The 25,562-nt window shown below is 50.3% G+C and carries 26 protein-coding genes; 18 read left to right on the top strand and 8 right to left on the bottom strand.

Translation table 11 applies throughout. The features are described 5' to 3' along the window. Positions 1 to 57 precede the first annotated feature (57 nt). The 4 genes from BFC17_RS16010 to BFC17_RS15995 all read right to left on the bottom strand — a co-directional run bounded on the left by BFC17_RS16010 (position 58) and on the right by BFC17_RS15995 (position 3,891). Complete coding sequence (locus BFC17_RS16010; RefSeq protein ID WP_070177966.1) at positions 58 to 1,239, bottom strand: BaiN/RdsA family NAD(P)/FAD-dependent oxidoreductase; 1,182 nt, start codon at positions 1,237 to 1,239, stop codon at positions 58 to 60. A gap of 71 nt (positions 1,240 to 1,310) precedes the next feature. Then, on the bottom strand, positions 1,311 to 2,942 hold the full coding sequence (locus BFC17_RS16005) for a carboxylesterase/lipase family protein (protein WP_217494032.1): 1,632 nt from the start codon (positions 2,940 to 2,942) through the stop codon (positions 1,311 to 1,313). A 77-nt stretch (positions 2,943 to 3,019) separates the two neighbouring features. Continuing rightward, the gene (locus tag BFC17_RS16000) at positions 3,020 to 3,493 is read right to left on the bottom strand and encodes a peroxiredoxin (RefSeq protein WP_070177488.1); all 474 of its coding nucleotides are present in this window, start codon (positions 3,491 to 3,493) and stop codon (positions 3,020 to 3,022) included. A 149-nt stretch (positions 3,494 to 3,642) separates the two neighbouring features. Then, positions 3,643 to 3,891 (bottom strand): superinfection immunity protein, encoded by a 249-nt coding sequence (locus tag BFC17_RS15995; RefSeq protein WP_070177487.1) that lies wholly within the window; start codon positions 3,889 to 3,891, stop codon positions 3,643 to 3,645. A gap of 161 nt (positions 3,892 to 4,052) precedes the next feature. On the opposite strand from BFC17_RS15995, the gene BFC17_RS15990 reads away from it, so the two are divergent. The 5 genes from BFC17_RS15990 (at position 4,053) to envZ (ending at position 10,211) form a co-directional block, all read left to right on the top strand. Then, entirely contained in the window at positions 4,053 to 5,069 is a 1,017-nt protein-coding gene (locus BFC17_RS15990; RefSeq protein ID WP_070177486.1) for an ion transporter, read from the top strand. A gap of 106 nt (positions 5,070 to 5,175) precedes the next feature. Beyond that, positions 5,176 to 6,072 carry a phosphoribulokinase gene (locus BFC17_RS15985; protein ID WP_070177485.1) on the top strand — a complete coding sequence of 299 codons (897 nt, stop codon included), beginning with the start codon at positions 5,176 to 5,178 and terminating at the stop codon, positions 6,070 to 6,072. A gap of 699 nt (positions 6,073 to 6,771) precedes the next feature. Next, entirely contained in the window at positions 6,772 to 8,025 is a 1,254-nt protein-coding gene (nhaD, locus tag BFC17_RS15980) for a sodium:proton antiporter NhaD (RefSeq protein ID WP_070177484.1), read from the top strand. A 104-nt stretch (positions 8,026 to 8,129) separates the two neighbouring features. Next, positions 8,130 to 8,852, top strand: a complete 723-nt coding sequence (gene ompR / locus BFC17_RS15975) for an osmolarity response regulator transcription factor OmpR (RefSeq protein ID WP_070177483.1) — start codon at positions 8,130 to 8,132, stop codon at positions 8,850 to 8,852. Between the two features lie 18 nt (positions 8,853 to 8,870). Next, positions 8,871 to 10,211 carry a two-component system sensor histidine kinase EnvZ gene (envZ, locus tag BFC17_RS15970; protein ID WP_070177482.1) on the top strand — a complete coding sequence of 447 codons (1,341 nt, stop codon included), beginning with the start codon at positions 8,871 to 8,873 and terminating at the stop codon, positions 10,209 to 10,211. On the opposite strand, the gene BFC17_RS15965 is transcribed toward envZ, so the two are convergent. Further along, a complete protein-coding gene (locus BFC17_RS15965; RefSeq protein WP_070177964.1) occupies positions 10,212 to 11,387 on the bottom strand; it encodes an MFS transporter in 1,176 nt (391 codons plus the stop codon). Between the two features lie 138 nt (positions 11,388 to 11,525). On the opposite strand from BFC17_RS15965, the gene BFC17_RS15960 reads away from it, so the two are divergent. After that, complete coding sequence (locus tag BFC17_RS15960; protein ID WP_139142109.1) at positions 11,526 to 12,407, top strand: hypothetical protein; 882 nt, start codon at positions 11,526 to 11,528, stop codon at positions 12,405 to 12,407. Positions 12,408 to 12,410: 3 nt separating this feature from the next. Here the strand turns inward: BFC17_RS15960 and BFC17_RS15955 are convergent, their stop codons facing one another. The 3 genes from BFC17_RS15955 to hslR are packed head-to-tail and all read right to left on the bottom strand — an operon-like array spanning position 12,411 to position 14,052. Then, positions 12,411 to 12,680 carry a hypothetical protein gene (locus BFC17_RS15955; protein WP_217494031.1) on the bottom strand — a complete coding sequence of 90 codons (270 nt, stop codon included), beginning with the start codon at positions 12,678 to 12,680 and terminating at the stop codon, positions 12,411 to 12,413. A gap of 46 nt (positions 12,681 to 12,726) precedes the next feature. Next, positions 12,727 to 13,626 (bottom strand): Hsp33 family molecular chaperone HslO, encoded by a 900-nt coding sequence (gene hslO / locus BFC17_RS15950; protein ID WP_070177480.1) that lies wholly within the window; start codon positions 13,624 to 13,626, stop codon positions 12,727 to 12,729. A 27-nt stretch (positions 13,627 to 13,653) separates the two neighbouring features. Continuing rightward, positions 13,654 to 14,052 (bottom strand): ribosome-associated heat shock protein Hsp15, encoded by a 399-nt coding sequence (hslR, locus tag BFC17_RS15945; RefSeq protein WP_139142108.1) that lies wholly within the window; start codon positions 14,050 to 14,052, stop codon positions 13,654 to 13,656. Between the two features lie 138 nt (positions 14,053 to 14,190). Between hslR and gspC the strand changes: the two genes are divergently transcribed. From gspC to BFC17_RS15885, 12 genes are read left to right on the top strand one after another with little or no spacing between them, the layout of a single operon-like run. After that, a complete protein-coding gene (gene gspC, locus BFC17_RS15940; RefSeq protein WP_070177478.1) occupies positions 14,191 to 15,150 on the top strand; it encodes a type II secretion system protein GspC in 960 nt (319 codons plus the stop codon). Between the two features lie 27 nt (positions 15,151 to 15,177). After that, positions 15,178 to 17,247, top strand: coding sequence for a type II secretion system secretin GspD (gene gspD, locus BFC17_RS15935; protein WP_083271780.1), 2,070 nt, complete (start codon positions 15,178 to 15,180; stop codon positions 17,245 to 17,247). Beyond that, positions 17,247 to 18,806, top strand: coding sequence for a type II secretion system ATPase GspE (gene gspE, locus BFC17_RS15930; protein ID WP_070177477.1), 1,560 nt, complete (start codon positions 17,247 to 17,249; stop codon positions 18,804 to 18,806). The genes gspD and gspE overlap by 1 nt, the downstream gene beginning before the upstream one ends. Beyond that, entirely contained in the window at positions 18,806 to 20,029 is a 1,224-nt protein-coding gene (gene gspF / locus BFC17_RS15925; protein WP_070177476.1) for a type II secretion system inner membrane protein GspF, read from the top strand. The genes gspE and gspF overlap by 1 nt, the downstream gene beginning before the upstream one ends. Beyond that, on the top strand, positions 20,029 to 20,466 hold the full coding sequence (gene gspG / locus BFC17_RS15920) for a type II secretion system major pseudopilin GspG (RefSeq protein WP_070177475.1): 438 nt from the start codon (positions 20,029 to 20,031) through the stop codon (positions 20,464 to 20,466). The genes gspF and gspG overlap by 1 nt, the downstream gene beginning before the upstream one ends. Positions 20,467 to 20,482: 16 nt before the next feature. Next, positions 20,483 to 21,145, top strand: a complete 663-nt coding sequence (gene gspH / locus BFC17_RS15915; RefSeq protein ID WP_083271779.1) for a type II secretion system minor pseudopilin GspH — start codon at positions 20,483 to 20,485, stop codon at positions 21,143 to 21,145. Continuing rightward, positions 21,136 to 21,522: a type II secretion system minor pseudopilin GspI gene (gene gspI, locus BFC17_RS15910; RefSeq protein ID WP_070177474.1), complete on the top strand. Its 387-nt coding sequence runs from the start codon at positions 21,136 to 21,138 to the stop codon at positions 21,520 to 21,522. Before gspH ends, gspI begins: the two co-directional genes overlap by 10 nt. Beyond that, positions 21,522 to 22,139: a type II secretion system minor pseudopilin GspJ gene (gene gspJ / locus BFC17_RS15905; protein WP_070177473.1), complete on the top strand. Its 618-nt coding sequence runs from the start codon at positions 21,522 to 21,524 to the stop codon at positions 22,137 to 22,139. The genes gspI and gspJ overlap by 1 nt, the downstream gene beginning before the upstream one ends. After that, positions 22,136 to 23,119, top strand: coding sequence for a type II secretion system minor pseudopilin GspK (gene gspK / locus BFC17_RS15900; RefSeq protein WP_139142107.1), 984 nt, complete (start codon positions 22,136 to 22,138; stop codon positions 23,117 to 23,119). Before gspJ ends, gspK begins: the two co-directional genes overlap by 4 nt. After that, positions 23,119 to 24,324 (top strand): type II secretion system protein GspL, encoded by a 1,206-nt coding sequence (gene gspL, locus BFC17_RS15895; RefSeq protein WP_070177472.1) that lies wholly within the window; start codon positions 23,119 to 23,121, stop codon positions 24,322 to 24,324. The genes gspK and gspL overlap by 1 nt, the downstream gene beginning before the upstream one ends. Further along, positions 24,321 to 24,797, top strand: a complete 477-nt coding sequence (gspM, locus tag BFC17_RS15890; RefSeq protein ID WP_070177471.1) for a type II secretion system protein GspM — start codon at positions 24,321 to 24,323, stop codon at positions 24,795 to 24,797. Before gspL ends, gspM begins: the two co-directional genes overlap by 4 nt. Continuing rightward, complete coding sequence (locus tag BFC17_RS15885) at positions 24,794 to 25,555, top strand: type II secretion system protein N (protein ID WP_229680923.1); 762 nt, start codon at positions 24,794 to 24,796, stop codon at positions 25,553 to 25,555. The genes gspM and BFC17_RS15885 overlap by 4 nt, the downstream gene beginning before the upstream one ends. Positions 25,556 to 25,562: the final 7 nt, after the last annotated feature.

Below are 25,562 nucleotides of genomic sequence, written 5' to 3'. Positions count from 1 at the left end.
ACCAATTATATTTATTTAAAAAAAAACAATACGTTGATTGTGTTTCTGCGGATAAAATCAAACGTATTGCGCGGCAGCCCAGCCACTGCTCCAGGCCCACTGGAAGTTATAACCTCCTAGCCAACCTGTTACATCCACTACTTCGCCAATAAAGAACAGCTGTTCTACTTTTTTGCTCATCATGGTTTTAGAAGACAACTCATCTGTGTCTACGCCACCCAATGTGACTTCGGCAGTACGGTAACCTTCGGTTCCGTTTGGCTGAATTTGCCAGTCTTCAAAAAAGTTAGCTATTGCCGAGACTTCCCTGCTATTTAGCTGTTTTACCGGCTTATTTTCCCAGTTATTCAGCTCACAAAAGGTTGCTGCAACGCGTTTGGGAAAGTGTTTGGCCAGCCAGGTAGTAATTAAAGAATCAGGGTTCTTTAATTGTGCCTCAGCAAGGCTCTCAGCCACATCAAAGGTGGGAGCAGCATTAATATGCAAGGTATCGCCCGGATGCCAGAAGCTGGAGATTTGCAGCATAGCAGGTCCGCTTAGGCCGCGGTGGGTAAACAACGTGTTTTCCCGGAAGGTGGTCCCGTTACAGCTGGCGTAGGTGTCGATAGCAACACCGCTGAGTTCGGCCAGAATTTCTTTGTCTTTTTCATGCAGGGTAAAGGGCACCAGACCAGCGCGGGTTGGCAACACTCTGATACCAAACTGCTCGGCAATTTTATAGCCAAATGGCGTAGCGCCCAGTTTGGGCAGGCTTAAGCCGCCAGTAGCGATAACCAGCGATTCGCATTCGTAGTCGCCCATGGAAGTACTGAGTGCAAAGCCCGATTCGGTTTTTGCCACGCTTTGAATTTCGCAACGGGTGGTAATGGTTACGTTAGCTTTACTGCATTCACTCACCAGCAAGTTAACGATATCGGCTGCTGAATCATCACAAAACAGCTGGCCCAGGGTTTTCTCGTGATAAGCAATGCCGTGCTCTGCCACCAGCGAGATAAAATCCCATTGCGTATAACGACTTAGCGCTGATTTGCAGAAATGAGGGTTAGTACAAAGGTAGTTTTCGTGGGTGGCATACATGTTGGTGAAATTACACCGCCCGCCGCCAGACATGAGGATTTTACGGCCAATTTTTTTAGCGTGATCCAGCACTGCCACACTGCGCCCGCGTTTACCGGCTTCTGCCGCGCAAAACAATCCGGCCGCCCCAGCGCCAATCACCACTACATCAAATTTATTCACAACCATTCGCTCCTCTCCCGACCGGCGTATTATAGGTCAGGAGAGGCGCGGTTAATATGGCCGGAATTGATTTAATTACGGGCTTCGGTTGCCGCTTTCACCACATCAAGACGGGCTTTCCATGGGTCGGTACCATGCACCACTTCGCCATTACGTTGCATGTCGAGCATGTTAGACAGCTCAGCACGGAAGGGTTGCCACTCTGCATTTCCTTCTCCACCGGGTTTACCGGTTTTCGCGAAGTTCACAATGTACTGGTGAATGGTTTGTGCAGCCATTTTGTCTTGTTCGGTAAGGGCGTCACCGTATTTGGCCGCCACAGTATTAAAGAAAAACGGTATGTCAGAGGCGTGCGGAGCGCCAGGGCTGTCGTTACTTTGCGCAACCGTACCAAAACGGTAGTAATAAGCACGAGGGCCCATGCTGGAAACCTGCTCAGCCACGTAACGCGCCGGTTCCTGCATACTGCGATCCTGACCTACCAGGTAACCCACTAACTGAAATGGTGCTTCACCCGTTGGGTCGTACACTTTACGCGCTTCATCGGCGTAGGCACCAAATGAGGCAAACAGGGCGTCTTTATCGGCAAACATGTTAAAACCGATGTCGGCACTGGTTGCGCCAACCATAACGTCTACTTTGGCTACGGTGCCATTTTTAAGCGCACTGCCGGTGCTGTTGGTGATAATCTCACCGTCTTGCATTGGCCCGCCCACAAAAGTGGGTTTGTCAGTTGGCGTAGGACGGAACAAGGCAGCCAGGTTAAGGCCATCAACCACATCTTCCGCGCTGAGCGCTCTTAACGCCGACAGTGCCGCGGCATCAGTGCCTTCGATACCGTGTTTTTCAGCGTAGTTCAGGCCATACTGCTCACCGGAAAGTGCCCCGGGCATTGCCTCGGTAATTTTACGCTCGCCAAACAGCGAACGACCGCCGCCCGACATAATAATCGCGCGATCAAATAAGCCTCTGACCTGCTTAGCCTGCATCATGGCATGCACCGAACCGCCGCCGGCCGATTCACCCATAATGGTAACGTTGTTCACATCCCCACCAAAGGCGGCAATGTTGTTTTTTACCCATTGCAGCGCGGCAATCTGATCCATGTAAGCATAGTTACCTAACATATCGCCGTTGGCCTTAGCTTCGGCGGTAAGCGCCGGGTGAGCAAAAAAGCCAAAACGACCCAGACGATAGTTAAAGCTAACGAAGATCACGCCGTTTTTAGCAAATTCGCTGCCGTCATAAACAGCCGGTGACGCACCACCGTTAACGAAGCCACCGCCGTAGATCCACACCATTACCGGCGTGCTGCCATCAGCATCTTTAGGGGCCCAAACGTTGGCGTATAAGCAGTCTTCTGCGGGGGTTTTACCTAAAGGGGCAGCATCGCTGGGGAAAGGCAGCTGCATACAATCGTTACCGTAATCGATAGTTTGCTTAACGCCTTCCCATGGTGTTACGGGTTGCGGTGGACGCCAGCGCAAATCACCTACTGGCGGTGCCGCAAACGGGATACCTTTGTAGATAGCCAGCGTATCGGTTAACTCGCCCTTAATTGCACCGCCGGTTACTGTTGCTTCGCCTGCCACCCTTACGACTTCAGGTTCGGTGGTAGTTTCGGTTGTCGGTGAACATGCCATTACACCAAACAATGCGCCAAGCATAACCAGGCAACACTTTTGCAATGAGTTACTGCTCATGAAGAGATCCTGTAAAAAAAAATAGAATTGTAGATTTGGAAACCCCAGGGCGCGGCAGCGCCCTGATGGCTAAAATATTAGAGGCTGTTGAGCATGGTTTCGGCATCGCTTACTTCAAAGCGCCCCGGATCTTCGACGTTCAGTTTAACCACTTCACCGTCTTCCACTAACATGGAATAACGCATTGAGCGAATACCACCAAAGTCGCTGGTGTTCATATCAAGGCCAATGCTTTTGGTAAAGAACGCGTTACCATCAGCCACCATCAGAATTTCTTCGGCGTTGGCAGATTTTCCCCAGGCGTCCATAACGTAGGCATCGTTTACGCTCAGACAAATAATGCTGTCTACGCCTTTGGCTTTGATTTTATCTGCCAGCGCGACATATCCTGGCAAATGGGCTTCTGAACAGGTTGGAGTAAATGCACCTGGCACAGCAAATACCACTACTCGTTTACCACCGAATAAGTCGTTTGTGTGCGGGCTGGTCATTTTACCGTCTTTCATCAGACCAAAGGTCACTTCAGGCAAAGTGCTACCGACGTCAATCATGTTGTTCTCCTGGCGAATTAATTTTATTTAACAGCATGCTATGTCATCTCATGCAATGCATTTCATAACTATAACAGTATCTGTAAATTGTGGTACAGAAAAGCCGCTTATATAAGCGGCTTTTTATCGCATATAAAAGAAGTAAATTATTATTCTGTAGCGTTTTTTTTGTTAAAACGATTCAACATATTGCCCGTTACTGCCCACACCATTACGCCACTCCAGGCAATCAGTGAAAAGCCAGCAGGCACACAGGCCATGGCAATCAGGCGAACCTGTTTCCGATTAGTCACCAACGCAACCAGCGCCGGTAAAAACCACACCAGCAGCACTAATGCGCCAATTAAAACAAATTGCACCGGTGTTGCCGTTGCGAATATTTCAGTGAACGTTTCCATAACCTGTACCTTATTTAATGAGAGTTACTGGTATAGTCTTAAGCTCGGCAAAAAAATTACAGCTCGCGAAAAAAATGTATTTATTGCTGTGGCTCAATGCCACTGTCTTGCCCTCTGTATCGTTAGGCGGGTAGAGTAAGCGGGTATTTTAAGGAAGCTAAATGAGTCAAAACCCGTTACGCGATCGCCTGTATCATATTCTGGAGCCTCACCGGAAGGGCGACTATGTCAGTCAGGTTTTTGATATATTCCTTATTTTACTGATTCTGGCTAACACCGCCGCTGTAATGGCATCAACCGTAAGCGAGATTCATCAGCAGTGGCACCCTCAGCTTTATGCTTTTGAGGTTTTCTCGGTTGTGGTTTTTAGTCTCGAATATATCGGACGGGTGTGGAGCGCTACCAGTGCACCGCAAACCCTGCCTTTTCGCAAAGGGCCATACCAAAAGCCCTGGCAGCAGCGCTTGCGCTACGTGTTCACCCCCATGGCGCTGGTTGATTTAGCCGCCATCCTGCCGTTTTTTCTGAGCATGTTTGTGCTCTTGGATTTACGTATCCTTCGTCTGCTGCGTTTAACTCGTCTTATTAAACTGGGGCGCTACTCACGGTCAGTTAATCTGCTGTTCACGGTTATCAAAAAAGAACTGCGTGTTTTAGCCGCTGCCGTATCGGTACTCATCATTGTAATGGTGCTGGCCGCTACCGGTATGTACTACATCGAACAGCATGCACAGCCTGAGGCATTCGGCAGTATCCCTGCTGCTTTGTGGTGGGCAATTAATACGCTTACCACGGTTGGCTACGGCGACGTAACCCCGGTAACAGCATTGGGTAAGGTGTTTAGTGGTGCCATTACCATTTTGGGTGTAGGTATTTTTGCCCTGCCTGCCGGTATTCTAGCCTCGCGGTTATCCGAGCAATTACGACTGCGCCGGGATACCTTTCGTAAGCACGTTATGGAAGTGATGGAGGACGGAAGTTTAACACCACATGAGTTATCACGCCTTAATCAACTCCGCGAGACGCTTGGCCTGGACGACGATCAGGCGAATTTATTAATTGATCTTGCCCAGGATTATAAACAGCAAAATCAGCAAGACGACCAACACTTTCGGTACTGCCCTCACTGTGGAAAATCCTTGCCACAGCCGGAAGACAGCCATTCTCATCAGGGTTGATTATTAACGCGCGCCAGCTTATAACTAGTAATTATCTTATTCAGTGTCTGGCGCGGCTTATCAAACTGCCGGTAAACTCAGATACCAATCATTCAAAAGAGTACGCATGTCGGTAAAACACCCCATTATTGCTATTACCGGTTCATCTGGTGCAGGCACGACCACAACTACCAATGCGATAAGGCATATTTTCCGCAACCTTAAAATTGATGCGGCTTACGTTGGTGGCGACAGTTTCCACCGTTTTACCCGCCCGGAAATGGAAGTCGAAATTCGTAAAGCCCAGGAACAAGGCCGGCATATCAGTTATTTTGGCCCTAAGGCAAATGATTTTTCGTTGCTGGAAACCCTGTTTAATCAATATGCAGAATCCGGTACCGGCCAGTTTCGCCAATACCTGCATACCTTCGACGATGCGGTGCCTTTTAATCAGATGCCCGGCACGTTTACGCCCTGGCAGGAATTGCCTAACGATACTGATTTGTTGTTTTACGAAGGCCTGCATGGCGGCGTAAAAACCGAAGATATCAATGTGGCCCGTCACGTGGATTTGCTGGTAGGCATGGTGCCGATTGTAAACCTGGAGTGGATCCAGAAGATTGTACGCGACACCACCGACCGCGGGCATTCAAGAGAAGCGGTAATGAGCAGTATTGTGCGCGGCCTGGATGATTACTTCCACTACATCACGCCACAATTTTCACGCACACACATTAACTTTCAGCGTGTACCAACGGTAGATACTTCAAACCCGTTTAGTGCACGGGAAATCCCCACTCAGGACGAAAGCTTTGTGGTCGTTCGCTTCCGCCGCGAAATGAAAAACGTAGATTTTCCGTATTTACTGCAAATGATCGACGGCGCCTTTATGTCGCGCATCAACACCCTGGTGGTGCCAGGCGGCAAAATGGGTCTGGCCATGGAGCTAATCTTAACGCCGCTGATTGAAGATTTAATGAAGCGCAAGAAAAGCCGTGGTTATCAGATGGATTGGGTGCAGTAATTTAGCTCTTGGGGGACAATGCTTTTTGTCCCCACATTTTGCAGGCCCTGATTTTTCCCCAAAGTTTCCTTACCCAAGAGGTCTCCTCATAGCTCCCTATTTGAACATAGGTTGGTGTGGTGCAGATTAGCCCATCAGGATAACGGTTAGTCAAAATAATGGGTGTGCACTCGCCAGAATCAGCTTTATTGTGCTTTTTCGAATTTATCCATCGGGGCGGAGGTAACGTTGACATTGGCACGCTTCAATCTGCTAAAGACCTTAATGACCTCTACCATAGCTCAGGCACGGGCCTGGTTAAAGCAGTTGTGTTTAACAATTAGCGTATCCCATACAATCCAGCGTTTTTTTAAGTCATCAATTTCGATGATTTTAAAATGTAGATTGTTTCATAGCCCCGAAAACCCAACAGAATTACGGTATCTTTTCCCGCTAAGAAAGGACAACGTTAATACTCCGGCACTACAATAACCCCAACGGTAGTGGATTTATCCACGTTTATCATGACCTCCAATCGTCTGCCGATCGAATAATACATAGCGTATTATTTGCGCAACGCTAAGGTCTTAAGACCAAAGTCGCTTATTATCCACATGAATAATAAGTATTTAAAATATTACCGGTATAAATCCCGCTGAGCCCTTTACTGGCGTGACTTTCGCCGTAAACTACGGCCACTGAAATTGCGGGACCCTCTTCATGATCGATACTATTCTCATTATTCTGGCCGCACTGGCGTTGCTTGGTGTGATGTTTGAAGAAGTGCTTCACATTAATAAAGCCAAAATTACGCTGTTTTTTGGCACCCTGGCCTGGATGATCTTGTTTATTTCTTCTGAGAGTCCGCTTCAGACCGAAGCCGTTAACGAAGGGTTGCTACACAACATCACCGAAATATCGACACTGTGGTTGTTCCTGGTTGCCGCCATGACCTTTGTGGCCTACCTCAACCGCAAAGGGCTAATTGCCAATTTGCTTAATCTGGTGATGCCCACCAATATTTCCCTGAAAAAACTCATGCTAATCACAGCCCTGTTTAGCTTTTGTTTTTCTTCACTGGCCGACAACATCACCGCAACCCTGGTGTCTATTGCGCTGGTGTTATCACTGAGCCTGCCCTTTAACCAAACCATGCGTTTCTCGGTACTGGTGGTGTTTGCGGTTAACTCCGGCGGTGTATCGTTAATTACCGGTGACGTCACCACGCTAATGATTTTTATGCAAAAAAAGGTCACCATCACCCAGTTGTTCTGGCTGCTGGTACCGTCTTTTGTAGCCGTTATGGTACTTACCGGTTTGCTTAGCATCGGTATGACTGGCAACGTCAAAATTCGTAAAACTACTCACGATACCAACAGTATCGATTATGTTATCGCCGGGATTTTCCTTAGCACCATTATCGCTACACTTATCCTTAACGTGTTGTACGCTATTCCCCCCATGCTGACATTCCTGGCCGGCATGGCCATTATGTTTTTGGTGGCCAACCAGCTTGGCGAAGATGACGACCAGGATCCCATCATGGATTATATTCGTTACATCGAGTTTGATACCCTGTTGTTTTTCCTCGGTGTGCTGCTCCTTGTGGGTATGCTGGAACACATTGAAGCCCTGCATTCCCTGCTGTTCCTGTACGAGATGTTCCCGCCGCTGGTGGCCAACTACATCATGGGCGCCACCTCCGCCCTTATCGACAACGTGCCGCTAACCGCCGCACTGCTTAAAGCGAATATCGGCATGTCGGTCAGTGAATGGATGCTGTTAACCTACGCCGTTGGCGTGGGCGGTTCGTTGCTGGTAATTGGCTCCGCAGCCGGTATTGTTACCATGAGTAAGGTAAAAGGCTTAAGCTTTGCCCGCTATGGCAAGTATTTCCTGCTGTTGTTAATGGCCTACTCGGTGGGATACGCGCTGGTGTATGGCGTTGCAACCTATATTATGCCGGCGGTTTGACACGCTTTGTAACAATCCGCGCAACTTCGAAACATTTGAGCACTTTTGTCCGGTTTCACTTAGGGTTATAGTGACACCGGAACACGGTTGTCAGTGAGGCTTAAATGGGTCAGGAAACATCAAAAATACTGGTCGTCGACGACGACATGCGCTTACGAAGCTTGTTGGAGCGATATCTGGTAGAGCAAGGCTTTCAGGTGCGCAGCGCTGCCAATGCAGAGCAAATGGACCGTTTATTAGAGCGCGAAAACTTTCACCTGATGGTGCTCGATTTGATGTTACCCGGCGAAGATGGCTTATCCATTTGCCGCCGCCTGCGTCAGGCTGAAAACAAAATGCCTATTATTATGCTTACCGCTAAAGGCGATGAAGTCGACCGTATTATCGGCCTCGAGATGGGCGCCGATGACTACCTGCCTAAGCCGTTTAACCCACGAGAACTGCTGGCCAGAGCCAAAGCGGTACTGCGACGCCAGACCCATGAAGCACCCGGTGCGCCATCAATGGAAGAGCAAATTGTGGAATTTGGTTCGTACCGCCTTAACCTGGCTACCCGTGAAATGAGCGACGATGGCAAACCTTTGTCACTCACCAGTGGTGAGTTTGCCGTATTAAAATCTTTGGTTACGCACCCCCGCGAGCCTTTGTCCCGCGACAAACTGATGAACCTGGCCCGCGGCCGCGATTACAGTGCGCTGGAGCGCAGTATTGATGTACAGGTGTCACGCCTGCGCCGGATGCTGGAAGAAGATCCTGCCAATCCGCGCTACATTCAAACCGTGTGGGGCCTGGGCTACGTATTTGTGCCCGATGGCGCTATGGCCTGATGTTTAGTTAATCTGGCAGTGCGATTACTTCCCAAAAGCGCTTTTGGTCAGACAGTCCTGCTCATTGGCGTGCTATTGCTAATCAATCAGGTGGTTTCCTATCTGTCGGTAACCATGTACTTTATTCGTCCCAGCTACGAGCAGATCAACAGCTTAATCGCTACCCAGGCCGCCACGCTGAAAACCCATATCAGCGACCTGAACGACCCGCAGTACCGCAAGTTATTAAAACAGCAAACCGGCATCGAAATCCTTAGTGATGACCAGGCCCAGACTGCCAGACTGGCCCAGGCGACCTTCTATCAGTTTATGTCGGCGCAAGTTTCAGACCAGTTAAACGAGCACGCCGAAGTCAGGATTAGCGCGCCTCAGCTGGATCAGAAAGCCACCCCCTATTACGTCTGGATCAAACTCGACAGCCTGCCAGACAAATGGATCAGGGTGCCGGTTTATGGCCTGAGTGAAGCCAATATCTTTCCGCTAACCTTATACCTGTTGTTAATTGGTATTCTCAGCGTAGGCGGCGGCTGGTTATTTGTATTCCGACTTAACCGCCCCCTGAGTGCCTTACAACAGGCGGCAGTGAAAGTAGGGCGCGGGCAGTTTCCGCCGCCGTTAAAAGAAGACGGCACCAGCGAAATGATCGAAGTAACCAAAGCATTTAACCGCATGAATCAGGGCATAAAGCAGCTCGAGCACGATCGTATGGTCATGACTGCAGGAATTTCCCACGATTTGCGAACACCGCTCACCCGCATCCGCCTTGCTACCGAAATGCTGCCGGAAGATCAGGACTGGGTAAAAGAAGGCATTGTCAGCGACATCGAAGACATGAACGCCATTATTGACCAGTTTATTGAGTATGCACGCCAGGAACAGCAGGAACGCCAGGTTATTGGCAACCTCAATCCGCTGATTACCGAACTATCTGATGCCCGTAACAGCAACCAGCAGTTTAACCCTGCCACATCTGAGCGGCAGTCTATTCACCTGGAACTTAATCCGTTACCGAATATTCCACTACGTAAAGTGGCCATCAAAAGGGTGCTGGATAACCTGATTGAAAACGCCTTCCGTTATGGCAGCAACCATATCGAAATCACCACCTACTTTGAGCTAAAGCAGCAGCGGGTGGTATGTCAGGTGCGTGATTTTGGACAAGGGATCCCAGAAGACAACCTGGAACAGGTCTTTCGACCATTTTCCCAGGGAGATGAAGCCCGTAACTCAGGTGGTTCCGGACTGGGGCTGGCAATCACCAAACGCATCATCGAAATGCACGGCGGCCAGATAAACCTGCGCAACCATCCCACAGAAGGACTGGTGGCGGAATTCTGGCTACCCAGTGAAGGACTCTGACTAGCCCTTTTTAATCAGCCGGCTGTAAAACCAGGTCGCCGCCCACAACAGAATAGCCGCCATGGCAATAGACCAATAAGCTACCTCAATAGACTCAAACCCCGCCCAGGCACCGGTCCCCAGTGAGACCACCTGCACCCCGGCGGCGTTTCCAAGAATGGTGATTCCTGAAAGCAGTGGCCCCTTGTCACTGTCTATATTCATGGCCGCAGACAATACCAGTGGGAACAACCCACCCAGACCAAGACCAAGTAAAAAATTGCCCAGCCAGATAGGCGTAAATGCCGTACCCAGCTTGGCAATGAGCGCACCTGCCAGTAATAGCGAGACCAGCACCATCATTAGCCGGTGTACACTAAACCAACGTAAAAACCAGGCAAAACTCAGGCGACTTAATGCCATGCCACCAGTAAAACCGGCCAGTAATAAACGAGCATCGTCACCCGTAAACCCCAGTCCCTGCTGGGCATAGCTAACAAACCAGTTTACCGTACCAAACTCAACGGCACCGTAACCAAAGCTCGCCACAGCCAGCAGGATAAACACCGGCTGGCGCAAAATAGTAGCAAAGGCCAGAGTTTCCTTAGGTTTGGAAGCCTGCGGCTGATCCACTGGCCGCGTTGCCTGAGCATGGCGAACGCGCAACAACGTAAACAAAGCTAATGCCACCCACAACCCGGCCAGAATATGCAGCGAAACGCGCCAGTCAGGCCGCCACAGGTAAATTAAGGACACGTAAAACGAGGCCACCAGGGTGCCCAGGCTAAACATAAAATCCATGATACCCATCATCGCAAACCGCTTTTCTTCATACAGCTGGGCGATCAACGTGTGGCCAATGGTAATTTTGCAGGAGCTGATAATTCCCACTATAAACACTAACACCAGCAATCCTGACCAGGTGGGCATGAGCGCTGCAATCACAATAAACAGAGCGTTAACCAGTGAAAGCGTGGCAAAGAGTGGCAGAAATTCAAAGCGCGAAGCATATTTGCCACCAACAATGGCGCCAATCATCATGCCCAGAGAGAACAGCGTAAACAAGGCACCGCTCACCAGGTTACTCATAGCCAGCTGTTCTGCCATTCGCGGCAACAGAATACCCCACATCAACAACAGCATGCCCAGCAGAAAGAATCCGCTAAAAATAACCGTTGTTGCCAGTCGTCGATTCATGCCTTCTCCTGAAACCTGCTGTAAAGTCATTACTTTTTTTACTGTACCAGCAGTATGCGCGAACACACAGGCACTGCAATAAGAATTCGTATGCATCCGATAAATTCGGGTAAAGTATTGATTACCTGTGCAATCGAGATGAAACTTTTGAAGATAAATGAAACCACTATTCACTACCTCACTATCTTCGGCTTTTTCGCCCTGATGATTGTATTTGCTTTCATCGGTTGGCAGCTCGTTGAGCACACACAATGGTTTGCCGAGTTCTGGCAAATCAAGCGCAACCGGCTAATGCTGTTAATTGGCCTGGCTGCAGGGTCTGTCTGGTTACTTGTTTATGGCTATTCCTATTTTTGGGGCACTAAAAAGCTCATTCGTACCTTTAAAGCCATAGAACAAAAGAATATCGCGGACTGCCAAAGTGGCGAAACCGTGCGTCTGCAAGGCGAGGTAGTTTTGCTCAAGACGGCATTATCCGCGCCTTTCACACAACGCGACTGTGCGGCATATACACTAAAAATTTCAGAAAAAGTCGAACGGGTAAGAGCCAATGGGCACACCGAAACGGCCTGGGAAACCAGTAAATTTTTTGCAGCATCAACCGATTTTTTAATCCGTTATAAAAGCCACTACGCTTTAGCCAGGGTGCAGGCGGCGAACATCGTTATTCAGCCAGATACTGTGCATGACGATAGCACTTATCACCGGGATAGCGGAGGGTTTCTCAGCGACACGGAAAATACCAAAAGACAACAAACGCTGGAGGCAGTTGGTGAATCTTTCCGTCGCTTTACCGGCGTGTACGGTGCTGATGTTAAATTTGAGGAGGGCGTTCTGGAAGCCGGCGAAGAAGTGGTAGTACTGGGCACCGGTCACTGGAAAGACACCGGGAATACTGATGATGAAACAATGCACTACCTGGCGTCACAATCCATTAAAACCTTATTCGTCATTGAATCAACCGTGCAGCAAAGCGTAAGCATCAGTGATTCGACTGCGTTGTTAAAAGCGCTGAACTAACCCTTAAGAAGATTGCACAACCAGTTGCTTCAAGCGCTCAAGCTCCTCATTCAGACGATTTTCAGGCATGGTATGTCCGGCGCGGGTATACCAGTAGCGGGCATTAAACTCATCGCCTTCAACCCGATGCAAATAACCGTGTATCAAACAGGAAAACTCGTCGTTGTGTGCTTCTACTAGATCGTGGGCCGTATCCCATTGCCCTTGTTCGGCGAGGGTGAGTGCCTGAAGATGAAAATCAGCCAAAACAGACTCCATTTTTAGTAACGCCATAAAAAAGCCCGCTCACGCGGGCTCGAATTATCATTAAGGCCCGAAGTTACTGCGTTGTATCGGGCGCGCTGCTATAGCCACTTTTGATGGCTTCGACATCAATTTCGTCAAAACGATACTCGGTATGGCAGTACTGACAGTTCATGGTAATTGCGCCTTCATCTTTAATGATGGCCAACAATTCGTCTTTCTCAATGTTACGCAGGGCTTCGGCACTGCGCTCGCGAGAACAGGTACAGGAAAAAGTCACCGCTTCTGGCGCATACACTTCAACGGTTTGTTCATGATACAAGCGGTACAGCACGTCATGAGCCGGCAGCGCAAACAGCTCTTCTGCGGTCATGGTTTCGGTTAGTTTGCACAGGTGCTCAAAGTCACTGTCAGCAGTAACACTGGTGGCTTCGCTGCTTTGTGGCACTACCTGCAGGAACATACCGGCCACTTTAGGCGCTTCGCTGTCGGTTATATCAGTATGAATAAACACCCGGGTAGCAAGCTGCTCGGAGCGTTCAAAGTAATCTTCGATACAGCCCGCCAGCGATCCTTTATCCAGTGCTACCACACCCTGATAACGCTCGCCTTCGGTAGGAGTGATGGTAATCACCAGCACGGCATTAGCCACTAAGTCAGCAAAGGTCGCACTGCTTAAATCGGCCTCTTCGTCCCAACGCGCCACGCCGCGCAGGGCTTGCTTGTGGGTAGCATTTACCACGGCATAGCGGACTTTGCCCTGACTTTGAATTTGTAGCCCTACCTCACCATCAAATTTGAGCGTAGCAGTAAGCAAACTGGTAGCTGCGGCCATTTCTGCCAGCAACTGCTGGATAGCCAGCGGATAATCGGTGCTGTGAATTATCGGCTTTAACGTGTCCTGCAATCTGACTAATTCACCGCGCACGCTCACGTCGGTAAATAAATATCGATGTAACTGATCAAACTGGTTCATTTCGGTATCCTGTTTTCACCAACGCGATTATTGGTGTTTAAATTTAATAAGTTCGCGACGCTGCTTCTTGTCCGGCCGGCTTTCTGGGTGAGGATTATGAAAGCTCTGCATTTTGCGGGCTTCCTGATTCTGCTCACGTTGCGCCACACTTTCAGGCGTTTCTTCATACAATAGCTGAGCCTCTTTGGCAGGCAAACGTTTTTCCGCCAGCCCTTTTACCACCAGCTCTCTGACATCCCATCCGGCGGGTATCCGAATCGAGGCATTAATCTCAACAACTTTGCCCGGCTTACTCTTTTGGCCATTGTAGTGAACTTTTCCGGCCTGAATCAGGTCTCTTGCCAGAGCACGGGTTTTGGTCAGTCGGGCTGCCCAAATCCATTTATCTAACCTGACTTTGAGTTCTGACGATGCATCATTAGCCATAGGTTTCACCATTCGTTTAACTGTAAAACTGTAATATTATTTTAACCTGATCGGATTAAGGTTGTTGCCCCCGCGCAGACTAAGCTATGATGAGAGCGTTTTGTCGCGGTTATTTGTTCACCAATTAGTTGTTTTCAGATGATATTAAATCAATCCAGCTTGCAAAATTTACCGGCCGTATTCAGCGCCCAACAACCACGTATAAGATTAGTGGTGATGGTGCTGTTGTGCCTGTATTTAATTGCTTATGCTGTCGAAATTACCTGGAAACTCATTCCCGAACCCACCGCTGGCAGTCAGGCAACCGGCGCTGCTCCAACGACTAACCGGTTAGCAACCTCGTCTTCAACCTCCCAACGTGGGGTCGATGTAGCCCAAATACAACGCCTCAATCTGTTTGGCGAAGTAAATAAGGTGGCTGCCCCCAAGCCGGTGGAAGAAACCATCACCGACGCCCCCGAAACTCAATTAAATCTGGTGTTGTCAGGCGTAGTCTCTACCTCAGATGAAGAACAAGGCACCGCCATTATCGAAAATCGTGGCAAGCAGGCCACCTACGCCATTGGCGAAAAAATCGACGGCACCAATGCCACTTTGGCCCAGGTGCACAGCGATCGCGTCATTATTAAAAATGGCGGACGCCACGAAACCCTGATGCTGGATGGTCTGGATTTTACCAAGCGACGCCCCGGGCAACAATCATCTAATACCGCAAGTTCAACCGCTCGCACTAACCGTCCCTCCGTCAACCCAGGCCGGGCTGGACAGCGCCGAGAGTTAAGTGATGAAGCTGTTGCCGCCACCGAAGCGCTGCGCGACAGCCCCTCCAGCTTTATTGATTTTATCGCTGTAACGCCGGCACTGGAAGGCGGGCAGATGGTCGGATACAAAGTAAAACCCGGCAAAAACCCGAGCTTGTTTGAGTCGGTGGGTTTGCAAAATGGTGACATTGTTATACAGATTAACGGATTGGATGTAACTGATCCGGCTCAGGCCAGAGATGCCATGGGCGAATTAAGAACCGCGCAGTCTATAGAGCTCACGGTTACCCGTGATGGCGAGTACAAAACCTTGTACCTGGACATGCCAGAGCAATAATTTAAGCAAGTAAAACAGGAATTAAACATGAGGCGATTTGGTCGAACCTGGTTGACCCGAGTGAGCGTAGCAATTTGTACCACGCTAATGTGTGTGCAGGCTGCAGCAGTCGATCGTATGCCCAAATTTCAGGATACCGATATCAACGAGTTCATCACGATTGTTGGTAAAAACCTGCAAAAAACCATTATTGTCGACCCTAACGTGCGCGGCAAAATCAGCGTTATCAGTTACGACATGCTAAACGAGGAACAGTATTACCAGTTCTTCCTTAACGTGCTGCAAGTATATGACTTTGCCGTGGTAGAAATGCCTAACGGTATTTTAAAAGTGGTACGTTCCAAAGACGCGAAAACCTCCAATATCCCGGTGGTAGAAAACGCCAATTTAGATGGCGATGAAATGATTACCCGGGTTATCCCGGTGTATAACGTGCCGGTTAGAGAACTTGCGCCCATTTTGCGCCAGCTGAACGATCAGGCAGGCGGCGGTAACGTGGTAAGCCACGATCCCTCTAACGTAATGATGCTCACCGGCCGTGCTGCTGTAGTAAACCGTCTGGTTGAAATTATCGAACGGGTAGACCGCGCCGGCGATGAAGAAGTAGATATCGTTAAACTTAAATTCGCGTCTGCCTCTGAGATGGTGCGAATTATTGAAAGTATCAACAAATCCCAGGGTAAACAGGCCGCAGGCGGCAAAAGCGAACCTCGCGTAGTAGCCGACGACCGCACCAACAGCGTTATTGTGAGTGGCGATTCTAAAGCCCGTAAACGCCTGATTAACCTTGTCCAGCGCATGGATCAGGAGCTGGAAACCAACGGTAATACCCGGGTTATCTTTTTAAACTACGCCAAAGCTGAAGATTTGGTAAAAGTACTGCAAGGCGTCAGCGACAGTATTCAGGCCGAAGAAAATGCCAGTAACAACAACGCCCGTCGTTCGTCGTCTAACCGCGATGTCAGCATCGATTCCCACGAAGACTCAAACGCGCTGGTGATCACCGCCGAGCCGGATATGATGCGCTCGCTGGAAGAAGTTATTCGCCAGTTAGACGTGCGCCGCGCCCAGGTACAGGTTGAAGCCATTATTGTAGAAATGTACGAAGGCGATGGCACCTCTTTGGGCGTGCAGGTTGTCTCCGAAGCAGGTGGCGGTACACAGTTTAATAACGGTGTTATTCCGGTAGGCGCACTGGGTGTAGCCCTGCGTCAGGCGGAAGACCAGGTTACCCGTTCAACCTACGTAACCGCTAATGGTCAGGTGGTGCCTACCGAAGATGTAACTCAGGGTGACTTCACCACGCTGGCAAGTTTACTGGGCGGCGCTAACGGCTTAATTGCCGGCGTCATCAAGAATGGCTGGGGCGCGGTAGTGCAGGCTGTCAGTAACGACACCAACTCAAACGTACTGGCTACCCCGCACCTGACTACCATGGATAACGAAGAAGCGTTCTTCATTGTTGGTCAGGAAGTGCCGGTTATCACCGGACAAACCACTGGCGCGAATAATTCGAACCCCTTCCAAACCGTTGATCGTCAGGAAGTGGGTATTAAGCTGCAGGTGACCCCGCAAATCAACGAAGGTAACGCCGTACAGCTGACCATTGAGCAGGAAGTTTCCAGCGTATCCGGCGCGACTGCGGTGGACATCTCAATTAACAAACGCCAAATCAAAACCACGGTTATTGTGGATGACGGCGGTACCATCGTATTGGGCGGATTAATCGACGAAGACGTTCAGGAAAGTGTATCCAAAGTGCCATTACTGGGCGACATTCCAATTCTTGGCCACTTGTTTAAATCCACCAGCAGCAGCAAACGCAAACGTAACCTGATGGTGTTTTTACGGCCTAAAATTGTTCGTGATGGCGTTACCATGAACGACATCAGTAAACGTAAGTACAACTTTATTCGCGCCGAGCAACTACAGCGTCAGTCAGAAGGCGTGACCCTGATGCCACGCACCGAAACCCCGGTATTGCCTGAGTGGAATGAGAGCCTGGCATTACCACCGTCGTATGATGATTATCTTAAACGTCGTGAGGAAGAAGAAGCCAGAGCACGTGAACTGATTAAAGATCAGGAAGGCAATTAATGAGCACCGAAGCACGGCAGCCCGATATTATCGATTCAGTAGCCAGTGTGGCGGCTGAATCAGCGGAAGCGCTGTTACCTGAAGAAACGGTTGACGAACAGCAGTTGCCCTTTGGTTTTGCCAAACGACATAAGGTGCTGCTGGAACTGAATCAGGTGCCAGCACTGCTTTATCACACCAGTGATACACCGGTTGATATATTTGCTGAAGTACGTCGCTACCATGCCGGGCCGCTGGCGTTAAAAGAACTTCCCCAGGACCAGTTTGAGCCATTGCTCACACAGGCCTATCAGCGCGACTCCTCAGCCGCCAAACAGCTAATGGAAGACCTGGGTAACGAAAGCGATTTATTCTCGCTGGCCGAAGAACTACCGGATACCGAAGACTTGCTCGACAGCGAGGATGATGCGCCTATCATCAAACTTATCAACGCCATGCTGGGTGAAGCTATTAAAGAAGGTGCTTCGGATATCCATATCGAAACCTTCGAGAATCAGCTGGTTGTGCGTTTTCGGGTAGACGGCGTGCTGCGCGAAATTTTGCGTCCTAACCGTAAGCTGTCGTCAATGCTGGTATCGCGTATTAAGGTTATGGCCAAGCTGGATATCGCCGAAAAACGCGTTCCGCAGGATGGCCGGATTACCCTGCGCATTGCCGGTCGTGCAGTGGATGTGCGGGTATCGACCCTGCCATCCAGCCACGGCGAGCGGGTGGTATTACGTTTGCTGGACAAAAACAACGCGCGGTTAAATCTGGCCGACCTCGGTATGACCGAAGTTAACCGCAACCATTTCTCATCGCTTATCCGTAAACCCCACGGCATTATTCTGGTTACCGGCCCTACCGGCTCGGGTAAAAGTACCACTTTGTACGCGGGCTTAAGCGAAATAAATTCCAAAGACCGTAATATTATGACGGTTGAGGACCCTATCGAATTCGATTTACAGGGCATTGGCCAGACCCAGGTAAACCCACGGGTCGAAATGACCTTTGCCCGCGGCTTACGGGCGATTCTTCGTCAGGACCCTGATGTGGTGATGGTGGGCGAGATCCGTGATATCGAAACCGGCCAGATCGCGGTACAGGCCAGTTTAACTGGTCACCTTGTGTTATCTACCCTGCACACCAATACCGCAGCCGGTGCGATTACCCGTCTGGAAGACATGGGGATAGAACCCTTTTTGCTGTCATCCAGCTTACTGGCTGTGCTCTCTCAGCGTTTGGTACGGACACTGTGCCCCGAATGTAAGGAGCCCCACACCCCCGGTGAACAGGAAGCCCTTATACTCGGCCTGACTCAGGGCGATGGTAAAGTGATTTACTCACCAAAAGGTTGCGCAGCCTGCAACCAAACCGGCTACCGCGGACGTACTGGTATCCATGAGCTGTTAATTGTGGATGAAACCGTACGTACCATGATGCACGAAGGCAAAGGCGAGCAGGCCATTGAAAAGTATATTCGCCAGAATACCCCCAGCATTCGCGAAGATGGCTGTCATAAAGTACTGAGCGGCGAAACGTCGCTGGAAGAAGTGCTAAGAGTGACACGGGAGGATTAATGGCAGCATTTGCATATAAAGCCATTGCTGCCAACGGGCGTAACAAAAGTGGCGTACTGGAAGGGGACAATGCCCGCCAGATTCGCCAGCAATTGCGCGAAAAAGGCCTGGTACCACTGGAAGTGGAACAGGTTGCCGAAAAGAGCGCCAAACAATCAGGCGGTGGTTTTCAACTGTTCCGTCCGCGAATCTCTGCCAGCGATTTATCGCTGCTCACCCGCCAGCTGGCCACGCTGGTAGAGTCTGCCCTGCCGATAGAAGAAGCCCTGCTGGCCGTTGCCGAACAAAGCGAAAAGCCGCGCCACAAAAACATGATGATGGCGGTGCGCAGCCGGGTGGTGGAAGGCTACACACTGGCCGATGCGTTAAGCGAATTTCCCAGCGTGTTTGACGATTTGTACCGGGCAATGGTGGCTGCAGGCGAAAAATCCGGCCACCTGGATACGGTGTTAAACCGTTTGGCAGATTACACCGAGCGTCGCCAGCAAACCCGCAGCCAGGTGATTCAGGCGCTGATTTACCCGGCTATCATGATGTTTTTTGCCATGATGATCGTAGTAGTACTGCTTACCGTGGTGGTACCTAAAATTGTTGGCCAGTTTGACCATATGGGTCAGGATTTACCCACGATTACCACAGTGCTCATTGCAGTGAGCGAATGGATGCAAAACTACGGTCTGTATTTACTCGTGGCTATCATGCTTTTAATTGTAGTGTGCCAGCGGCTGGTACAACGGCCTGCTATCCGGCTGCGCTATCATCGGGCGCTGCTAAAAGTGCCGATGATAGGTAAAGTCTCCCGTGGGTTGAACACCGCGCGCTTTGCCAGAACCTTAAGTATTCTTACCGCCAGTGCCGTGCCGCTACTGGAAAGTATGCGTATTGCAACGGATGTACTGCAAAATTTATATATTAAAGAGCGTATTGCCGAAGCCGCGGTGCACGTGAAAGAAGGCTCCAGTTTACGAGCTGCGCTGGACAATACCCGAATATTTCCGCCAATGATGATGCATATGATTGCCTCGGGTGAACGCTCGGGTGAGTTACAACAGATGCTCGGCAGGGCTGCCGATAATCAGGACAGGGAATTTGAGTCGCTTATCAGTGTCTCACTAAAGGTGTTTGAACCTTTGCTTATTGTAACAATGGCTGGCGTGGTTTTATTTATCGTCATGGCCATTATCCAACCAATTCTGGCATTAAATAATATGGTGAATGTGTAATGAAAATGCTTAAACGACAGTCGGGATTCAGCTTAATCGAAATCATGGTGGTGCTGCTGATCATTGGTATCCTCGCTTCAATGGTTGCACCACAAATCCTGGGTAATCAGGAAGAAGCGCAGCTTAAAAAGGCCGCCGTGGATATTCAGCAACTGGAAAGTGCGCTGGAAATGTACAAACTGAAAAGCAACCGTTTCCCCACTACTGAGCAAGGCCTGGAAGCCCTGGTGAGCGCGCCGACACTTGACCCTATCCCGCGTAACTATCCAACTGATGGTTATATTAAGCGTCTTCCAGACGATCCATGGGGTAACCCTTACACCCTGATCAGCCCCGGAGAAATGGGTACTATCGATATCTTCTCTAATGGTCCCGATGGTGAACCGGGTACCGATGACGATATTGGTAACTGGAATATCAACGACTACCTGAACTAAGATTTAACGCGTTTTTATGATTGCGTCAGGCCGGCTCCGGCACAGCTTCGCTAAGGCATCGTTGTCGGCCCGCCGCCAGCGTGGTTTTACATTGCTTGAAGTTATGCTGGTACTGCTGTTAATGGGGTTAGCCGCTGGCTACGTAATCTTTAACGCGTTTTCTAGCGATCTGTCTGAGCAGCTGGAACGAGAGGCCCGGCGCTTGCAGGTGGTTATTGATATGGCCAGCGATTACGCCGTACTTAACCAGCGTCAGCTCGGTGTGTTTATCGATCAGGAAAATCGCACTTACAGCTTTATGCAACTCAGCGAAGACGATGAGTGGCAATTTATTGAAGATAACCCGTTGTACGAACCCGTCACGCTCACCGAACCGTTCTTTTTTACCCTAAACCTGGACGACCTGCCCTGGCAGAACGAAGATCGCCTGTTTGACCGGGAAATGTTCGACAGCTCACTCAGCGTTAATGATAAAGACATTCAAATTGGTGATGAACAGCCGCCTCCACCGCCGCCACAAATCCTGATCATGTCGAGCGGCGAAATTACGCCATTTAGCCTGGTGTTTCATTATGAGCCGGAGTTCACTAACGAGTTACCGGCGTATTATGTGCTGAACTGCCAGGACATGCCGCCGCTGGAATTGCTCGGTCCGCTGGAGCGGCCAGAATGGGATTAAGCCTCAGACAACGCGGCATGACCCTGCTGGAGGTGATGGTAGCACTGTTTATCTTTGCCATGACTGGCACCGCAATTATGAAAGCCGCCTCCGAACACCTCAGCGGTGTGGGGCAGATTGAAGAAATCTCGATTGCCACCTGGGTCGCCAATAATCACCTTAATCAGTTGCAACTGGAACGCCCGTGGCCACTCAAGAATAACCGCAAAGGCAGTGCTGAAATGGCCGAGCGCACCTGGTACTGGAAGCAAGTGGTTAAAGACACCGGCGACAGTGAATTTAAAGCGGTGGAAGTGAGCGTAAGTCTGAATGAAGATTTTAACGACACCATTACTACCGTGGTGACCTACTTTGCTAAACCCGCGGAGAAAAGCTAATGCATAACCGCGGTTTTACGCTGATAGAAATTCTGATTGCCATGGCGATTTTTGCCATGCTCGGCCTCGCCTCTACCGCATTGCTGACCACTGTTATCGACAGCGACGAGATCTCCACTGAGAAGTTTGCCCGCCTACAGCAATTACAACGATTTATGATTACCCTCGAACGGGACGTACAGCAGGCAATGCCTCGTGCAGCCAGAGTAGAAGGGCTGGACAACAATATCGTTATGCGTGGCGGCAGCGAAACCGACGACAGCGATGCCGGGGGCTTAGCCTTTGTCCGGGGCGGCTGGCACAACCCTAAGCTGGCACTGCCGCGCAGCACATTGCAAGGTGTGGCTTATCGACTGCGCGAAGACAAGCTGGAAAGGCTGAGCACCGTGTATGTGGATAACGTTCTGGGCAATGAGCCTAAAGTCAGGGAAATGCTGGATCAGGTGACTAATTTCAGCGTGGAATTTTATACCGGCGGTGGCGAGTCCGGTGAATCAGCCTGGCACGACAGCTATATTGGCGAAGCGCTGCCAAGAGGCGTACGTATAACTATCACGCTGGCCGATATCGGCGAAATTCAGCGTGTTTTTGCGCTTACGGAGCAATCTCAGTCATGATGGCACGCCAGCAGCGCGGCGCTGCCCTTCTGATTGTATTGATGGTAGTTGCCCTGGTGGCAATTCTGGCCACCGAAATGGGCTCTCGCCTGCAACTTCAGGTGCAAAGAGCAAGTAACATCAAAAGTAGCAATCAGGCTTACTGGTATGCCAAAAGCGCCGAAGAATACGCGCGGATGTCGCTGGTTACCCTGATGGAAGAAACCGGCGACAAAATCACCCTGAACCAGCCCTGGGCCCAGGAATTTGATTACCCCATGGAAGACGGCGGTATTAATGTCACCCTGGAAGACATGCAAAGCTGCTTTAACCTTAATGCCGTACCGGGCGCCAGTCAGAATAACTCAGCCGGCCAACAGCCTACCGAAGTAATGAACGCCTTCGCCCGGTTATTAAAAAATACCAAAGACGATATCCCCAGCTATACCATTGATACGGTGAGAGACTCACTGGCTGACTGGCTGGACGGTGATGATCGTATGCGTACCTATGGTGCCGAGGATAGTGAATATGCATCCCGGGCTTTTCCGTATCTGGCGGCAAACAGTCTGATGAGCAGTCAGTCTGAATTGCGCCTGGTAAACGGCGTGGAGACAGAATGGCTGAACGATTTGTTGCCCTTTGTGTGTGTCATTCCTGACAACGACCAGCTGTTGATTAACGTAAATACCTTAACCGAAGAACGGGCACCGCTGTTAGCAGCCCTCACCGGATTAAGTGTTGCACAGGCATCATCAATCATCAGTGCGCGGCCCATGGATGGCTGGGATGATGTGAACACCTTTTTGGCAGAGCCGGATATTGCAGCGTTAAATCTGCAGGCAGAACAAACCCAGTGGTTCAGCGTAACCACAGAGTATTTTATTTTACATACCAAGAGCCGTTACAATGAGGCAACGTTTGCTATGACAACCGTGTTAAACGCCGCCGCATCAGGCAAAATATCGGTCTTGCGCCGTGAATTTGGAGTCATTAAGTAATGGAACAGTTAGTTGTTAGGCTGGGCACTAACCTCCACGACCCTGTGCATTGGGTCGTCTGGTCAACCCAGAGTCAGGACGTCATTGCCAGCGGCGAACTTGCCAGCGCAGAGGATCTGGCGAGCCTGAGTGAGCGTACCAGCCAGCGCAGAGCCATTGTTTTGGTGCCCGGCGCAGACGTTCGTCTTAGCACGGTTACGCTGCCCGGCAAAGTTAATCGTAAACTGCAAAATGCCATCCCCTTCATGCTGGAAGATGAACTGGCGGAAGACATTAGCGAACTGTTCTTCGCCATGGGCCCGGCCCAGGGCAATCAGCAGTCGATAGCGGTTGTCAGCCATCGCCAGATGGAAAAGTGGCAGCACTGGCTGAGTCAGGCTGAGCTGACCGCCGAAGCCATTATCCCGGATACGCTGGCCCTGCCTGCGCCGCAACAGGAAGAATGGATAGCCATTGCGCTGGGAGACCAGTTAATTGTTCGTCAGGGTGCATGGCAAGGCATGCAGGGTGAGCAGGCATTTCTTACCAGTGTACTGGCGTTTCAGGCTAAAACCCTGGCCGAGCCGGTGGCCGTAACCGCCTTAACGGATGTCGATTTACACGCCGTACCCAATATCAATCAAACCACCGCAAACGAAGACGTGCCGGCCATTGGTGTACTGGCCAAATACGCCGGTAAGGCCTCCTTTAGCCTGCTACAGGGTCAGTACAAAGCGAAAAAACAGCACAATCAGCTTTGGCAGGTGTGGCGTGCCCCGCTGATACTGCTGGCTGTGGTAGTACTGATAACACTGGCAGACCGAACACTTGAACTTAACCAGCTTAAGCAGCAAAACGCCACGCTTAGTGCACAAATTGATACTTTGGTAAAACAAGGGTTTCCGGATATCGGCACTTACCGAAATGTACGCCTCAAAATTCAGCAGGAAATGCAACGCCTGGAGCAGTCCGGCGATGGCAGTTCGTTACTGGTGATGCTCGAGCAATTAAACCCGGCCTTTGCCAGCTCACGGATCACACCGCAAACCTTACGATTTGATGCTAACCGCACGGAAATACGCATGCAGGCCCAGGGGAAGGATTTTAACGCCCTTGATACCTTTAAGCGCACTGCCGAAGCGGCTGGGTTTACCGTAGAGCAGGGGGCCATTAATAATCGGGACAATATGGTTATTGGCACCATGAATATTCGGGGAGCCTCATGAACGCCTTAAAACAAAAATTTGCCGCACTGACAGAGCGCGAACAACGCCTGGTAATACTCTCTGCACTGGTGGTGTTAGTGGGATTATTTTACTGGGGTCTGTGGGCGCCTCTTAATCAAAGCATCGCGCAGCAAACTCAGTTACTGCAAAGCAACAAAAAGCTGGTTACCTGGGTGGAAGAGCAGGGTTTAAAGGCCGCTCAGCTACGCCGCAACAGCGCCGCACCAGCACGGGTCAGCGGCTCATTACCGCAATTGGTCACCAGTACAAGTAGTAAACACTCACTGTCTATTTCTCGCATGCAACCACAAGGTGATGAGATTCAGGTGTGGATTGACGAAGCGCCCTTTAACAGTTTGGTTGGCTGGCTCGATGAACTGGAAAACCGCGGCATAGTAATAGACCAACTGGACGTAGCTGAGGCTAACGATCCCGGCATGATTAAAGTCAGACGACTGGTGCTTACAAAATGATGGGAATTAACTGGCGCTGGCTGCTGGCTGGCATTGCTCTGTATCTGGTTTTATTAATTGCTTATATGCCGGCCTCTCAGGTAGCCAACCGTATCGACCTGCCACGCAACGTTAAACTGGGCCAGGTAGAAGGCACACTGTGGCACGGCGAGGTCGACCGGGTCGTCGTTAACAATATTCCGGTTAATCAGCTAAGCTGGGATGTCTCGCCACTGGCGCTGCTCACCGGCCACCTGGCTCTGGAGCTGGATGCCGGCAACATGCGGGATGCCGCAGCCATCGCTTTTACAGGCCCGCTAAGTCTTAGTTTATTTGACCTGCAATCGGTCACGGCTGAAGACTTTTTACTGTATTTGCCAGTTGATCGCGTGCTCGCAGAAGTGCAGCTGCCGCTGCCGGTAAATGCCGGTGGCCGCTTTCGGGTGAATATAGAGTCACTCAGTTACTCCGGTCAGGGCTGCGATGAGATGATGGCCTATGGCGATTGGCTCAATGCCAGGGTCGCCGGAACCCGGGGCCCCATTGAACTAGGGACTTTCTCGGCGCAAATTCGCTGTCAGAACGAACAAATCGTGATCGATGTGGCCGAGCCTAACGCTTTCGGCCTGAGTATGCAGGCTACCGCTAATCAGGATTTTTCCGGATTTAAGGTAAAAGGTCAGTTTAAACCTGACCCGTCACTACCGCAGGAAGTGCACGATGCGGCCATGTTCTTTGGCCGTCCCGACGCCAGCGGCTACACCCAGTTTCAGCTTTAACTGTTAG

The sequence above is a fragment of the Marisediminitalea lipolytica genome, assembly GCF_001758465.1.
Classification (GTDB): Bacteria; Pseudomonadota; Gammaproteobacteria; order Enterobacterales; family Alteromonadaceae; genus Alteromonas; species Alteromonas lipolytica.
This window is presented reverse-complemented; position numbering and strand designations above follow the sequence as displayed.

What these genes read in the sequence shown, in the direction of transcription:
- gspJ (WP_070177473.1), top strand. Translation starts at nt 21,522, where the DNA reads ATGCATAACCGCGGTTTTACGCTGATAGAAATTCTGATTGCCATGGCG.
- hslO (WP_070177480.1), bottom strand. Translation starts at nt 13,626, where the DNA reads ATGAACCAGTTTGATCAGTTACATCGATATTTATTTACCGACGTGAGC.
- nhaD (WP_070177484.1), top strand. Translation starts at nt 6,772, where the DNA reads ATGATCGATACTATTCTCATTATTCTGGCCGCACTGGCGTTGCTTGGT.
- BFC17_RS15995 (WP_070177487.1), bottom strand. Translation starts at nt 3,891, where the DNA reads ATGGAAACGTTCACTGAAATATTCGCAACGGCAACACCGGTGCAATTT.
- BFC17_RS15985 (WP_070177485.1), top strand. Translation starts at nt 5,176, where the DNA reads ATGTCGGTAAAACACCCCATTATTGCTATTACCGGTTCATCTGGTGCA.
- gspI (WP_070177474.1), top strand. Translation starts at nt 21,136, where the DNA reads ATGGGATTAAGCCTCAGACAACGCGGCATGACCCTGCTGGAGGTGATG.
- gspG (WP_070177475.1), top strand. Translation starts at nt 20,029, where the DNA reads ATGAAAATGCTTAAACGACAGTCGGGATTCAGCTTAATCGAAATCATG.
- gspE (WP_070177477.1), top strand. Translation starts at nt 17,247, where the DNA reads ATGAGCACCGAAGCACGGCAGCCCGATATTATCGATTCAGTAGCCAGT.
- gspM (WP_070177471.1), top strand. Translation starts at nt 24,321, where the DNA reads ATGAACGCCTTAAAACAAAAATTTGCCGCACTGACAGAGCGCGAACAA.
- gspK (WP_139142107.1), top strand. Translation starts at nt 22,136, where the DNA reads ATGATGGCACGCCAGCAGCGCGGCGCTGCCCTTCTGATTGTATTGATG.
- BFC17_RS15885 (WP_229680923.1), top strand. Translation starts at nt 24,794, where the DNA reads ATGATGGGAATTAACTGGCGCTGGCTGCTGGCTGGCATTGCTCTGTAT.
- BFC17_RS16005 (WP_217494032.1), bottom strand. Translation starts at nt 2,942, where the DNA reads ATGAGCAGTAACTCATTGCAAAAGTGTTGCCTGGTTATGCTTGGCGCA.
- BFC17_RS15960 (WP_139142109.1), top strand. Translation starts at nt 11,526, where the DNA reads ATGAAACTTTTGAAGATAAATGAAACCACTATTCACTACCTCACTATC.
- ompR (WP_070177483.1), top strand. Translation starts at nt 8,130, where the DNA reads ATGGGTCAGGAAACATCAAAAATACTGGTCGTCGACGACGACATGCGC.
- BFC17_RS15990 (WP_070177486.1), top strand. Translation starts at nt 4,053, where the DNA reads ATGAGTCAAAACCCGTTACGCGATCGCCTGTATCATATTCTGGAGCCT.
- gspC (WP_070177478.1), top strand. Translation starts at nt 14,191, where the DNA reads ATGATATTAAATCAATCCAGCTTGCAAAATTTACCGGCCGTATTCAGC.
- gspF (WP_070177476.1), top strand. Translation starts at nt 18,806, where the DNA reads ATGGCAGCATTTGCATATAAAGCCATTGCTGCCAACGGGCGTAACAAA.
- BFC17_RS16000 (WP_070177488.1), bottom strand. Translation starts at nt 3,493, where the DNA reads ATGATTGACGTCGGTAGCACTTTGCCTGAAGTGACCTTTGGTCTGATG.
- BFC17_RS15965 (WP_070177964.1), bottom strand. Translation starts at nt 11,387, where the DNA reads ATGAATCGACGACTGGCAACAACGGTTATTTTTAGCGGATTCTTTCTG.
- gspD (WP_083271780.1), top strand. Translation starts at nt 15,178, where the DNA reads ATGAGGCGATTTGGTCGAACCTGGTTGACCCGAGTGAGCGTAGCAATT.
- gspH (WP_083271779.1), top strand. Translation starts at nt 20,483, where the DNA reads ATGATTGCGTCAGGCCGGCTCCGGCACAGCTTCGCTAAGGCATCGTTG.
- gspL (WP_070177472.1), top strand. Translation starts at nt 23,119, where the DNA reads ATGGAACAGTTAGTTGTTAGGCTGGGCACTAACCTCCACGACCCTGTG.
- hslR (WP_139142108.1), bottom strand. Translation starts at nt 14,052, where the DNA reads ATGGCTAATGATGCATCGTCAGAACTCAAAGTCAGGTTAGATAAATGG.
- BFC17_RS15955 (WP_217494031.1), bottom strand. Translation starts at nt 12,680, where the DNA reads ATGGCGTTACTAAAAATGGAGTCTGTTTTGGCTGATTTTCATCTTCAG.